At 62.6% G+C, this 13,123-nt stretch carries 12 protein-coding genes; 5 read left to right on the forward strand and 7 right to left on the reverse strand.

Going from position 1 to position 13,123, the window contains the following annotated elements:
- The first annotated feature begins 325 nt into the window (after positions 1-325).
- Positions 326-2,500 carry a TonB-dependent siderophore receptor gene (locus tag NL154_RS24240; RefSeq protein ID WP_434734173.1) on the forward strand — a complete coding sequence of 725 codons (2,175 nt, stop codon included), beginning with the start codon at positions 326-328 and terminating at the stop codon, positions 2,498-2,500.
- A gap of 4 nt (positions 2,501-2,504) precedes the next feature.
- Entirely contained in the window at positions 2,505-3,290 is a 786-nt protein-coding gene (gene fhuF / locus NL154_RS24245) for a siderophore-iron reductase FhuF (RefSeq protein ID WP_434734174.1), read from the forward strand.
- Positions 3,291-3,302: 12 nt separating this feature from the next.
- Here fhuF and NL154_RS24250 read toward each other — a convergent pair whose 3' ends face one another.
- Positions 3,303-4,220: an AraC family transcriptional regulator gene (locus NL154_RS24250; protein ID WP_210632126.1), complete on the reverse strand. Its 918-nt coding sequence runs from the start codon at positions 4,218-4,220 to the stop codon at positions 3,303-3,305.
- A 96-nt stretch (positions 4,221-4,316) separates the two neighbouring features.
- Here NL154_RS24250 and NL154_RS24255 point away from each other — a divergent pair, with 96 nt between their 5' ends.
- Positions 4,317-5,066, forward strand: coding sequence for an SDR family oxidoreductase (locus NL154_RS24255; RefSeq protein WP_434734362.1), 750 nt, complete (start codon positions 4,317-4,319; stop codon positions 5,064-5,066).
- Positions 5,067-5,076: 10 nt separating this feature from the next.
- On the opposite strand, the gene fhuB is transcribed toward NL154_RS24255, so the two are convergent.
- From fhuB to NL154_RS24270, 3 genes are read right to left on the reverse strand one after another with little or no spacing between them, the layout of a single operon-like run.
- Entirely contained in the window at positions 5,077-7,041 is a 1,965-nt protein-coding gene (fhuB, locus tag NL154_RS24260; protein WP_434734175.1) for a Fe(3+)-hydroxamate ABC transporter permease FhuB, read from the reverse strand.
- Positions 7,041-7,871 carry an iron-siderophore ABC transporter substrate-binding protein gene (locus tag NL154_RS24265; RefSeq protein WP_434734176.1) on the reverse strand — a complete coding sequence of 277 codons (831 nt, stop codon included), beginning with the start codon at positions 7,869-7,871 and terminating at the stop codon, positions 7,041-7,043. The genes fhuB and NL154_RS24265 overlap by 1 nt, the downstream gene beginning before the upstream one ends.
- 32 nt (positions 7,872-7,903) lie before the next feature.
- Complete coding sequence (locus tag NL154_RS24270; RefSeq protein WP_221156313.1) at positions 7,904-8,395, reverse strand: GNAT family N-acetyltransferase; 492 nt, start codon at positions 8,393-8,395, stop codon at positions 7,904-7,906.
- A 163-nt stretch (positions 8,396-8,558) separates the two neighbouring features.
- Here NL154_RS24270 and NL154_RS24275 point away from each other — a divergent pair, with 163 nt between their 5' ends.
- Complete coding sequence (locus tag NL154_RS24275; RefSeq protein WP_210632130.1) at positions 8,559-9,215, forward strand: sigma-70 family RNA polymerase sigma factor; 657 nt, start codon at positions 8,559-8,561, stop codon at positions 9,213-9,215.
- Here the strand turns inward: NL154_RS24275 and NL154_RS24280 are convergent.
- Genes NL154_RS24280 through NL154_RS24290 form a run of 3 tightly spaced genes read right to left on the reverse strand, consistent with a single transcriptional unit; the run spans position 9,106 to position 12,708 of the window.
- On the reverse strand, positions 9,106-10,293 hold the full coding sequence (locus tag NL154_RS24280; RefSeq protein WP_434734177.1) for a PLP-dependent transferase: 1,188 nt from the start codon (positions 10,291-10,293) through the stop codon (positions 9,106-9,108). The genes NL154_RS24275 and NL154_RS24280 overlap by 110 nt on opposite strands.
- A gap of 10 nt (positions 10,294-10,303) precedes the next feature.
- Positions 10,304-11,722, reverse strand: coding sequence for an MATE family efflux transporter (locus NL154_RS24285; protein ID WP_210632132.1), 1,419 nt, complete (start codon positions 11,720-11,722; stop codon positions 10,304-10,306).
- Positions 11,719-12,708: a GNAT family N-acetyltransferase gene (locus NL154_RS24290; protein ID WP_210632190.1), complete on the reverse strand. Its 990-nt coding sequence runs from the start codon at positions 12,706-12,708 to the stop codon at positions 11,719-11,721. The genes NL154_RS24285 and NL154_RS24290 overlap by 4 nt, the downstream gene beginning before the upstream one ends.
- 194 nt (positions 12,709-12,902) lie before the next feature.
- Here NL154_RS24290 and NL154_RS24295 point away from each other — a divergent pair, with 194 nt between their 5' ends.
- Positions 12,903-13,121 (forward strand): MbtH family protein, encoded by a 219-nt coding sequence (locus tag NL154_RS24295; RefSeq protein WP_221147124.1) that lies wholly within the window; start codon positions 12,903-12,905, stop codon positions 13,119-13,121.
- Positions 13,122-13,123 lie beyond the last annotated feature (2 nt).

Genomic DNA, 13,123 nt, shown 5'->3' on the forward strand with positions numbered 1-13,123 from the left:
TTTGCCTCAATAGGAAACTTCTCTTCCTATCAAGAACGGTAGGGAATTGGGGACTTCTGAAGCTGTATTGCTTCGGTCGTTACTCCGGCTGGGATAAGGTTATGCAGTCTGGGTACGGGTTCGGGAACGGACAGGAGGAGCGGCTGGAGCCCGCATCGGAGGTGTGCCCTCCGAGCGGTTCAGACGATCTGCGTGCAACCTGTTCGCGAATGACAGTCACAGACGGACCATCGAATTAAAAGGTGACAAAAATAATCATCTTATGTTGACAAGCTCCATTTCGCTCCATAGGTTCCGCCCGCATCCGTGACGTAGGGACCAGGTAATGGCGCGTGTTTTTTTGAATGTTTCTAATAATGTATCGCGAGTTTACAGAGAGAGCCTTTTTGCTACGACCGCAGTTGTCCTGATCGGCATGACAGCATCGCCGGCTGCCGCCCAGAGCGCCTCTACGGGTGACGCGGCGACGACACTTGAGCCGATCGTCATTCAAGGTGCATCCTCAGATAGCAAGACCGACCGAACATCCGTCACCGCCAAGAACAGCGCCGGTGCGACCAAGATCAGCACACCGCTCGTCGAGACGCCGCGTTCGATCTCCGTCACCACCGAGAAGGAAATCGAGCAGCGCGGCGCCCAGTCGGTCATCGAGGCGGTGCGTTATACGGCCGGTGTGACGACGGGACCGAACGGTTTCGATCCGCGTTTCGACCAGATCTACATTCGCGGCTTCAACGTCACGACGGTCGGAGACTTTCGTGACAGCCTGCGCCAGCCCTATATCAATTACGGCATGTTCCGAACCGATCCCTATCAGTTGCAGCGCGTCGAGGTGATCAAGGGACCGGTTTCCGTTCTCTATGGTGCGGGATCACCGGGCGGCCTCGTCAACAAGATCTCGAAACTTCCGACCGAGGAGCCGATCCGCGAAGTCGGCATTGCCTACGGGACCAAGGACCGGGTGCAAGGGATGTTCGATTTCGGCGGGCCGATCAGCGAAGGCAACGACGATTTCCTCTATCGCATCGTCGGCCTCGCCCGCCGCGGCGACACCAATTTCGATATTGCCGACGACCGCTATTTCCTGGCGCCGTCCTTCACCTGGAAACCCGACGAGGGCACGACCTTCACGGTTTACGGCCTTGTGCAATCCGACGAGACCGACTCCAACGTCGGCGCGATCACGACCCTGGACGGTAAGATTCATGAACTCAGGGCGAGCGACCCCGACTACGACTACCAGAAGGTCAAGCAGCAGCAGATCGGCTATCAATTTGAGCATGAATTCGACAATGGCCTGACCTTCCGGCAGAACCTGCGTTATTCGCATCTCGATCTCAGGGCTCGCTACCTCGGTGTTACCGGTTGGACAGGGACCGTTGCACATCGTGGCACGAATGCGATCCGGGACGAGATGAACGTTTTCCAGCTCGACAATCAGCTCGAGGCGAAGTTCGATACCGGCCCGCTTGCTCACACGATGCTGTTCGGGCTGGACTATACCAATCTCAAATCGAGCTTTGGCTATGGCGCTGGAGCAGCCGATCCGGCATTCGACTTCGATATCGCCAACCCGACCTATGGAGTCTCAGGCGATACGCCGGACTATAGTATCTTAGCGTCCAAGGCCGACATGCGGCAGGTCGGCATTTATGCCCTGGACCAGATCGAGGCTGGAAACTGGCGCTTCAATCTCGGCGGCCGGCAAACATGGGTGAACCAGACGCGCGATGCGACCCTGCCTTCGATCAGCTCGGAGGAGGTCGACAAGAGCGCCTTCTCCTGGCAAGCCGGTGCACTCTATCTGTTCGACAACGGCATTGCTCCCTTCGTCTCCTATGCAACCTCATTCGATCCGGTGACCAACCGGTCGACCTCAGGCAAGATACTGGCGCCGACAGAGGGTGAACAGTACGAGCTCGGTGTGAAGTACCAGCCGCCCGGCTCCGATATCCTCTTGTCGGCCGTTGCCTATCATATTGTCGAAAAGAACAAGCCGGTGCTGGTGGATCCGGTGATGTTTGCCTATGGCTCGATCGGTGAAGTAACCGGAAAAGGCATCGAACTCGAAGCCCGCGCGGCGGTAGCCGACGGCTGGGATCTCATTGCGGCCTACACTTACAACCAGTCGGAAGTGACGGGAGGCGGTGAAAACGAGGGCAATACGCCTGCCCTGACGCCCTCGCATGTGGCAAGCCTCTGGGCCAACTATACGTTCCAGGAAACCAATCCATTCCATGGTCTGTCAGTCGGCGCGGGTGTCCGTTACGTCAGCGAAAATTGGACGGATACGGCCAATACGTCGAAGAATCCTGCGAGCTTCTACATCGACGCCTCCGCCGCTTATGATTTCGGCGCGGCCGACAAGAAATACGAAGGCCTGACGGCGGCCTTTGCCATCCGCAACATCGCCGACGAGCGCGACACCGTCTGCAACGAGGGCTTCTGCTACCTCGGCCAGGGTCGCAACATGACCGGCACCCTGAAGTATCGGTGGTAGCACCATGACGTTAGAGACGAACGGGGCGGCCTCGCGCCCTTCGATCGGCGATCGCCCTGTCGGCCGCCAGGCCATCGACCTCGACGGCCTGGTGGGCGATGGCCCGTTCGCCTATTGCCGCGGCAAGCTGCTCGCCTCTCCGCCGCCGGCTGGTTTGGTGGTTTCCTGCAGGGATCTCGGCGACCGCGACGTCTTTGACGGGATCATCGCCCGCTATGGCCAGAAGTTTCCGGGCAGCGACCGCCGCGCGATTGTCTCCATGTGGACGCTCTATTATTTCAGCATGCTGACGATCGCGCCTAGCGTCCATATGTTCGTCAACCGCATCGCGCTGCCGATGGAAATCGACCGGCTCTCTCTCGTCTGCAACGAACAGACATGCGAGCCGGAAGCGTTCGTGATGTCGGGCAGGCCAGAGCCGACGACCGATCCGGCCGGCGAGCTTCACCGACTGATGCTCGGCCATGCCGAACCGGTCATTGCGGCGATTGCCGCCATTGCCGGCGTGGCGCCGAAGCTTCTCTGGAACAATCTCGCGGCCTATCTTTCCTGGATCCTGAAAGAGATCGCTCACCGCCACGAGCCTGCCCTCGTCGAAGGCGGCCTGGCGCTGCTGAACGATGCCGAGTGGCCGGGCGGCGGTCGCAATCCAATGTTCGGCATGATCCGCATGGCGCGGCAGCAATGCGGTCTGGAATTCGCTCGCCGCAAGGTCTGCTGCCTGCGCTATAACCTGCCTGGCGTCGGCGGCTGCGGCGAGGCCTGCCCGCTGCCGGACGGGCGGCATTGAGGCCGATTAGAATTATGCGGCGGCATTTGACATGGTCTTTGCCTGCTCGGCATATCGTGACGGCGGCAACCCGACAAAGCGCGTGAATGCCGTGCTGAACGCGCTCGCGGAGCCATAGCCGACGCGCTCGGCGATCTCCTGAATTCCGATATCCTCCTGCCTCAGCAGATTTCTGGCGAGCGCCATGCGCCACGATATGAGATATTCCATTGGCGCCATGCCCACAGTGCGACGGAAGCGATTGAAAAACGCCGACCGCGACAGGGCCGCCTCGCCGGCGAGCTGTTCCACCGTCCATTCCCTGGATGGATCTTCATGCAGCCGACGGATAGCCAGGGCGAGGCGTGTATCGCTCAGGCCCCGCAGAATTCCAAGCGGCGCCTTCTCCCCGAAATTCGAACGCAGCGCCTCGACAAGCAAGACTTCCAACAGGCGCGCCAGGATCATGTTCTTTCCCGGCCGCTCGGCGCGGGCTTCGTCGGTGACGAGCTGGACGATCGCCGACAGTCTGCTGTCGCCGCGGATGTGGATGATCCGCGGCAGCAGGGAAACCAGCAACGCTGCATCCGGCGAGCCGAAGGCGAAGTGGCCGACAAGCAAGCGTGCATTCACAGCCCCTTCGGGATCGCCGTGACGGGTTTCTTCAGGAAGCATCGTGACGGTAAAGGGATCAATGCCGGGCGATAATCCGTCGTCCAGGCTCGACATCGTGAAGGCATGGGCGGCCGGGATCAGGATGAAGTCGCCTTCTAGGAGTGTGACTTGCTCGTCCTCCGCGCTCAACCTTGAAGAACCTTCCAGCACGACGCAATAGAAAGGCTGACCCGTCTCCTGGCGCTCGACGCGCCACGTCCCTGCGCCGCTGACGAGCTTTGAATGGCGCGCCGCTGGCTGCAGCAGCGTGACCATATCGGCCAGCGGGTCGCTCATTGATACTCCTGATAATGAAACAAGGACGATGCATGATAGTAAGTGCCGCGTTCGCCGTCTACATCTGTTGCTGGCAGATGGATAGGAGACAAAAATATGAAGACCGTTCTTGTTACCGGATGCTCGTCGGGGTTCGGGCTGGAAATTGCCAGGTTCTTTCTCGCGCAGGGCTGGAAGGTGATCGCCACCATGCGAACGCCTCGCCAAGACCTTCTGCCGCCTTCGGACCAACTCACGATCATTGCGCTCGATGTCACAAGCCCTGAAAGCATCCGTGCTGCGGTTGAGGCCGCCGGGCCTGTGGATGTGCTGGTAAACAATGCCGGCATCGGTTGGCTCAACGCGCTTGAGGGAACGCCGATCGAGATCGCCCGCGAAATTTTCGAGACGAACACCCTTGGAACGATCGCGATGACCCAGGCGGTTCTGCCGCAGATGCGGGAGCGCCAGGAAGGCGTTATCATCAACGTCACGTCAAGCGTGACGCTCAAGCCGCTTCCGCTCCTCTCGGTCTATACGGCGAGCAAAGCCGCGGTGAACGCGTTCACCGAATCTGTCGCGCTCGAGCTCGAGCCTTTCAATGTGCGTGTGAGGATCGTGCTTCCGGGGCGCGCGCCGGAGACGCAGTTCGGCGATACGGCGCGCGCACGGATTCAACAACAGGGCGGCTTCCCGCACGCCTATTCGTCGGTCGTCGCAAAGGTGTTCGCGTCTTGGGAGCAGCAGTCGGTGACCGCCCTGACCCAGCCCGTCGACGTCGTCGAGGCGGTATGGCGCGCTGCGACCGATCCTTCCTCTCCATTGCGCATCCCTGCAGGGGCCGACGCCGAAGCATTGGCGGGATGAAGGCGGCTTCTCAAGGCCGCCGGCGCAGAACGAAAAGCAGCATCGGCGCCCCGACCAGGGCCGAGATCAAGCCGGCCGGCACCTGATAGGGGAAGGCGATCATCCGGCCGGCCCAGTCGGCGATGACGAGCAGGGTCGCGCCGATGAGGGCGGCGGCGAGGAGCTGGACTGAGGGGCGGCGAAAGCCGAGGCCGTGGGCGAGGTGCGGCGCCATCAGCCCGACGAAGCTCAAGGGGCCGACGACCAGCGTCGCGGCTGCCGTCATGATCGCAGAGAGCCCGAACAGGGCCGCGCGCGTGGGGACGATCCTGAGGCCGAGTTCGCTCGCCGCTTCCGGCCCGAGTTGCAGCAGCGCAAGCCACCGGCTGGCGAGAAAGGCGGCGACGAGGCAGGCCGGCGCAATCGACAGGGCGCTTGCGGCAACCGCATTGTCGACGAAATAGGTCGAGCCCGCCATCCAGCGGATGAGCGCGAGGCCGCGGGGATCGCCGCTCGCGGCAAGGACGCCGATCCCGGCATCGAGCATTGCGCCGAAGGCGATGCCGGCGAGCAGAACGCGGTTCGGGCCGAAGCCGGAACCGGCGCTCAGGAGGAAGATCAGCAAAAGCACGGCGAGCGCTCCGCCGCCGGCAAAGGCAAGCTGGACCGTCAGCCCCGGTGCAGAAACGGCGAAGAGGGCGGCGGCGACGCCGAGGGTCGCCCCGGCCGATACGCCGAGCACCTCGGGACTTGCCATTTCGTTTCCGGTCAGCCGCTGCAGAATGAGGCCGGTCACGCCGAGCACCGTTCCGGCGCCGAATGCCGCGGCGACGCGCGGCAGGCGAAGGGGAAGGATGTCGTCCCATGAGGCGGCCGGCAGCCAGGCCCAGTCTCCGTCGGGTGCCCGGCCGAAGAAGATCGCGGCGATCGCCAATGCGACGATCGAGGCCAACAGCAGAACAAGGGGAGCCCCTTTGCTGCCGACCGCGAGCCGTGGCGAGGCGATGCCGGGCAGTGCGCGCGAGGCGGTGGCGAGGCGTGGGAGCAGAGCGATCAGGATCGGCCCGCCGAGCAGTGCCGTCACCGCGCCCGTCGGCACGAAATCACCGGGAGCCAGAAGCTTGATGGTCTCGTCCGTCATGAGGAGAAGGCCGGCGCCTGCGACCGGCGACCAGATCAATTGGCTGAGGATGCGCCTTGCACCGGCCATCCGGACGATCTGCGGGGCGGCCAACCCGACGAAGCCGATGACGCCGACCGCGCTGGTGACGAGGGCGCTCAGCGCAATCGCGATCGCCAGGACGAAGCCCCGCGCCCATTTGATCCGCAGGCCGAGGCTGGTCGCGCCGGCATCGCCGAGCTGGCTCAGCGCCAGCGGCCGGGTGGCGAGTAGGGCAAGGGCGGTAAGCAGCGCCACTTTCGGCAGCAGCGATAGCGGGATCGCCCAGCTTTGCTGCGAGAGCGAGCCGGCGCCCCAGATGAAGATCCCCGAGAGATATTGATCGTTCATCAGAATGAGGATGGCCGCCGCCGCTCCGCACCAGAGGCCGATGATCATGCCCGACAGGATGAGGGAAAAGGGCGAGAAGCCGTGCCGGGCGCTGATCGAAAAGATCGCGAAGGCAGCAGCCGCACTTCCGCCGAGCGCGACCGCGTCGCGGCCCCATCCCGCCAGTGAGGGAAAGGCGAGCATGACGGATACCAGCGCCAGATTGGCGCCGGCCGAGACGCCGAGTGTCGTCGGCGAGGCCAGCGGATTGCGCAGCACCTGCTGCAGAATCGTTCCCGAAAGTGCAAGGGCGGCTCCCGTGATCAGTGCCGTCGCCATGCGAGGCAGCGTGGAATAGAGAAGCAACAGGTGCTGGGCGTCGTAACCGCCTGTCGTCTCGAGATGCGGCAGCGCCGGCAAGAGATCGAGGGCGGCGAGGCTGAGGCCTGAAAACAGCAATAGCGTCGCAAGTGCCGGCGCGCCGAAGCGGGAATATTGAGGCTTCATCAGGCGGCAGTCTCCAGAACATCGACCATCAGGGTCGAAAAGCGCAGCGCCTCCTGGACCATTCCAAACATCAGGACGCCTGGAACGACCGAGATTCGCTGGCGCTGGACGAAGGGAAGGCCTGTCCAGAGCGGGCTTTCGGAAAGCCGGGTCAGGACATCGGGTGGAAACAGCGGCGACACGACGACGAGGTGCACGTCGTCACCGAGTTCGGCGAGCTGCTCCAGGCCGATCGTCTGAAATCCCCAGTAGCTGGCCTCTCCCTTCCAGGCGTTCTCAAGGCCGATGCGTCTCATGGCGCCGCCATAGAGCCCGGGGCCGCCATAGATGCGCGCATGCCTCTGGTCGATAAAGTTGATGACCGCCACAGGAGGCGCGGACAGGCTCTTCGCCGTCTCGCGCAACCGCTCGAATGTAGCATCGGCGCGGGCGAGAAACGCCTCCGCCTGCCTCTTTCGCCCGATCATGGCGCCGAGACGTCGCGTCTCGGCGTAGGAACGGTCGAGCGCATCGCCGTTCGCGGCATAGACGGTGAAGGTCGCGACCGGTGCGATGCGGGAGAGTTTTTCATCCAGCGCTGCCAGGAAGGGCGTGCTGAGGATGAGCGATGGCCGGAGGCTGGTAAGGACTTCGAGATTGATCTCGGACGTTGTGCCGATATCGACGACGCCTTGCGGCATGGCCGGCTCGACGACCCATTCCGACCAGTTCCTGAGCGAGGCGATCGCACGCGGCACGCTGCCGAGCGCCAGCATCGTCGATGCCAGTCCGTAATCGAGCGACACGACGCCGCCGTCGCCGGCGCGCGCCGTGTGGGGCGCGCTCGTCATTGCCAGCGCGCCCAGAAGAAAGTCCCGTCGTTTCAAAGCGCGGTCTCGCTCGGCTGATTTCCGACGAGCGGCTTGACCATGAAGAGGCACGGATGGTCCTCGTGCCAGAGCTTGTCAAACACCTCCGCCCTGACGAAGCCGTTCCGGTCATAGAAGCGGCGCGTCGCCTCGAATTGCGGCTCGTTGCGGCCGCGCGGCGCGAGCGTCTTGACGGTCAGCAGCCGGGCGCCCGATTGATGGGCGAAGCGTTCGGCCGCATCGACAAGATGTCGTCCGCCGCCGCGGCCGCGATATTCCGGCCGCGTCGCGATCAGCGCGATCTCGACTGCGCCTGGCAGGTGCGGCTTCAGCGCGATCATGGCGGTGACGACATCCGCTTCGATATAGGCGAACACCGGCAACTCCTCGATCGCCCGGGCGCTCGCTTCGATGACCTCGGGCTCCGAAAACCAGTCGGGCAAGGCACTCATGATCGATCGGCAGAGCTCCGCCTTGCCCGTCAGGATCTCAACTGTTCGTCCCATTCTTTCTCGCCTTCAGCCCGTCGATTTAAACTTGACTCCTGTTATCACCTTAAAATAGACACTGCAATCAAATCGTGCACATTCGCTTTGAAAAAGGAGCGCCGCGGCCGAACCGACCAGCAAGACAGAGCCTGATTTTCCATTCGTAAAAGGGTACAGGACAATGCGAGCATCGCATCGTGATGTGAACGGGAATGCGGTTGTCAACGCAATGATCGAAAATAAGGAAAAGCTCCTAAGAACGATCGAAAGCGTTATCAAATCAAGGTCATACTCCGAGGATATATTCCAAGACGGAGTCATCAAAGCTTATGGGGTCAATGTCGACGGTATTCGTTGCCCCATCGGCTATGCCTTCCGGATGGTCTATAATCTCGCACTGGATGAGGGCCGCCGCCGGCGCCATCAAACGAACAACCACAGGTCGATAGATCAAATCCAGGAGATCACCGCTCCCGTCCCAACGGTGCTCGACCAACTCGTTGCCGCAGAGACCCTGCGTGACGTGCTTGCTTCGCTCGAGGCGCTGCCGAAGCGCACCAACGACGCCTTCATCCGCCACCGCCTGAACGGCGTGCCGCAGAAGGATATCGCGGCCGAACTCGGCGTCTCGAGGACGCTTGTCAATTTCATGATCAAGGCGGCGGAGCAGCATTGCCATTCGGCGATCACTGAACCCGCCCGCCCCGATCATGAACCTCGCCGGGATACTACCGCCGTGCGGCGTGCAGCGCCTGCTGCAAATCGCTCCACAGCAGTTCCGGTTCTTCCAGTCCAACGGCGAAGCGAACCGTCTGCTCGCTCACGCCGAACCGGATGAATGTGGTCATCCGGTCGGGGATCTGCAGCGCCACCTTGGCGGGGACCACGAGCGTTTCCGGTCCTCCCCAGCTGACGCCGAGACGGATCTCGCGAAGCGCGTTGACGAAGCGCGCGACATCGATGTCGGGCGTGAGGTCGAAGGCGAAGAGCCCGGCATAACCCGACAGCGTCGCCCTGCCGGGATGATCCTGAAAGGCCGGGTGGCGAACGTGGGCGATGTCGGGATGCTGTTTAAGCCGGTCGGCGAGCAGAAGCCCGCTGCGCTCATGCTCCTTGAGACGGACGCGCAGCGTGCGCATGCCGCGCAGCAGGAGCCATGCCTCGAAGGGCGAAAGCTTGGCGCCGACATAGGGATAGGAGGCCGAGTTGATCCTGGCGATCGCCTCCTTCGTGCCGACGACGACGCCGGCGACCGTATCGCTGTGGCCGCCGAGATATTTCGAAGCGGCATGAATGACGATATCGACGCCGTGCTGGATCGGCTTCTGGAAGAGCGGCGTTGCCCAGGAGTTGTCGATGATCGTGGTGACTCCAGCCTCCTTCGCCATGGCAGACAGCGCCACGATGTCCTGAAGCTCGAAGACGAAGGAGGAGGGGTTTTCGAGATAGAGCAGCTTGGCGCCCGGCAGCGCCTTGCGCACCTCGTCATGGTCGGAAGGATCGACGAAATCCACTGTGACGCCGAGCCTTCCGAGCAGCTTCACGAGAAGGCGATAGACGTCATTATAGAGGTGGCGGACGGCAACGACCCGGTCGCCCGCTTCCACGAGGCTCAGAATGGTCGCGGTGATGGCGGCCGTTCCGCTGGAAAAGGCGCGCCCATCCTCCGCGCCTTCGAGGCGGGCGACCAAGAGCTCGAATTCGCGGACGGTAGGATTGTCGCCGCGCGAATAGATGAAGTTGCGCGCCCGGCCGGCGAAGACATCCTCCATCGCCTCGTAGCTGTCATAGGTGAAGAGCGAGGTCTGGAAGATTGGCGGCGACACGGCGTTGAAGGCGGCCGGATCGACGGGGGTGAAGAGATCGTCGGCGGCCGCATGGGCGCCAAGGTCGCGCGGGCTGAAGGACTGGTTCATGATGATCCTCTCATGGACAAAAGCTGGGAGGGGGACGGATAGCACTCAGAGGTTCGGCCGAGCGCTGCCGGAGTGCGCCGATCGACCTTGCCAGGCAGAAGCATGACAGCAGGCCGGTGAGCGCCGAGGCCAGAAACATGGCTGCGAGCAGACCCGAAAAACCGAAGAAGGGCGGCAGGAGAGCAAGCAGCGGAAAGAGAAGATATCCGTTCTGCGCCAGGCCGAGGGCAAGGGCGGCTTTCGGCCTGCCCTGCGCCTGGAAGAGGATCAGCACGGTCTGCCGGATGCCAAACAGCAGGAAGGGCAGGTGGGCCGCGACGATCGCCTGGCCTGCGATCGACACCACGGGCGCATCGTCGGTGAAGAATGAGGCGAGGTGTTCGGAAAAGATGATCGCCGCCAGTCCGTAGACGCCGCCGACCGCGCTCGTGACGGCGGTCAGCATCCGGGCTGACGAGAGCACCCGTGATATATCCCCGCGGCCCCAGGCAAAACTCAGGATGGCCTGCGCGCCGAGCGAAATACCGATGACGGGAAGTGCGCCGACCGCAAGCAGCCGCAGGGCGATCCCGACTCCGGCAATGCCGTCCTCGCCATGATAGATGCCGGCCACCGACAGCATCGCGGCGATTGCGCCGGCCGTCGCAAGGCTCGTCAGCGTCGTCGGCGCGCCCACGGCAAGCACCGGCCTGAGATGCCTGAGATCGCCGAACCGCCTACCGAATGTCAGTCGGATCGTGCCGAGCCGTCTCGCGTGATAGGCGCCGTAGATGGAGAGCGCCACGAGTTGGGAGAGGATGGTTGCCATTGCCACCCCCTGCAGGCCGAGGCCGAAGCCGAAGATCATGATCGGGTCGAGGATGATGTTCAGCGCGAAGCAGGCAACCAGCGTCCACATGCTGAAGCGGGCATTGCCCTCGGCGATCGCCAGGAAGTCGAGAATGATCTGCCCCATCGTCAGCGGGATCGAGACTGCGATGATGAGGAGATAATGCTGCGCAAGCGGCTCGATGGCGGGTGTGGCGCCGAACAGCAGGAAAGATGGGAATGCGACGATGGCGACCGCGCTTGCCACGCCGAAGGCGATGCCGGCGGCAAGGCTGATCGAGGCAAGCGTGCTCGCCCGCGACCGGTTTCCGGCGCCGAGCGCCCGGCCGACCTCGGTTGCCACACCGACGCCGATGCCTTCGCCGAAGGCGGCGACAAGCATCAGGATCGGCAGCACGATCATGATCGCGGCGATCTGGTCTTCGCCGATCATGCCGACGAACACCATGTTGATGGTGTGATGCGCGGCATTGATCGACAGGCCGAACATGGCTGGCAGGCCGAGGCGCAGCAGCAGCCGGAAAAGCTGCGGGCTGGCAAGATCTTCCGGGGCAAGCCGGCGTTTGCGCAGGCTGCCGCTCATCTCGCTCATGTCGTTCATGATGCGGGCACCCAGAGATGATCACCGAAGAAGCGCTCGCGGGTCAGCATGACGAGAAGCGCCCGCTTGTGCGGAAAATCGAAATGCTTGACCTTGGCAAAGCCTGAGCGGTCGAGATTGCGGATTTGCTGCTCGTGGCTGGCGCGCGGCTCGCCGACGATGCGCTTGGTGCGGGGATCGTCGAGGAAGATGAAATGCATCAGCGAGGGAAGCCAGGCGCTGATCCATTTCTTGCCGCGATAATCGGGCTCGCCGATCGCCACATGCCATCCGCGATCGTAATCGTCGGCATCGTAATAGGGGCCGAGTCTGTTTTCCTTGGCCCAGTAGACCTCGAAATAGCCGAAGGGAATATCGGCGAAACTGCCGATCAGCGGCAGGATATGCGGATCGGCGATCCTCTCCTCCAGGATCTTCCGGTGCTTGTCGATCGAGCCCGCATCCTCCCAGATCGTGTTAACCTGCTCGTCGTTCATCCAGCGATGGAAGACCGCAAGATCGGTTTCGGGATCGGCCACCCTGAAGCTGATATCCCGCTCCAGCCAGGGGATGAAGCGCTGGTAGACCGTGTCCTTCGGCTTTGCCGGCCGGCGCGGATGATAGCGACCTGCCGTCATCTCCTGCACGGGCGGCAGCGGATAGGACATCTGCGGCAGCCACGGGGAGGGCCATTGCCAGAGGATCGCGGAATCGAGCCGTCCGTCGATGCCTGCGATGTGCCGGGGAAGGCTCGCCTGATGGCCTTCGAAAGCGACCGATTTGATCGAGCGGTCTTGCGCCGTCACCGCCTCGGCGGCCGCCATGAGAAGCTCCGCCGATTGCACGGGATTTCCCTCGTAGAAGGTCAGCAAGGCGATGCCGGCTTCGGCTTCGACTGTGAGTTCGTGATTGCCGTGTGCGGTGTGGAGATGGACGATATTGGGGGCAAGCCTGACATAGCTGCGCGCCTGCAGAACCCGCCTTTGCTTGGCGGCATCGAAATCCATGATGTTCTCCTTGATCGGCAGGGCTTTTGATGCTGCGAGCATGAAGCCCGCTCCTGCGCCGATTTGATAGAATGACGATCCATCCCCAGGCAGATTTAGGGGTAAACGAAGAAAAAAATTCTCAGCAATTTTCTAAACTCCGGCAGGGGGGATCCGTCATTTGCGCATGGCGTCAATCTTTGCAGGAGCTTCGAATGGACAATCTTGAGCCCCGCGACGATCTCTGGATCGTCGTCATCGACACCGAGCGACATTACTCGGTCTGGCCGCAGGACAAGCGGATTCCGGTGAGCTGGCAGGCCGCGGGTTTTGCCGGTTCGCGCGAGGAGTGCCTCGCCCATATCCGCGAAATCTGGACCGATCCTCGCCCGCTCTCGCTGCGTTCGGCGATGGCCGCCGATGCGCGTCTCTGAAA

This window comes from Rhizobium sp. YTUHZ044, assembly GCF_051123975.1.
Taxonomy (GTDB): Bacteria; Pseudomonadota; Alphaproteobacteria; order Rhizobiales; family Rhizobiaceae; genus Rhizobium.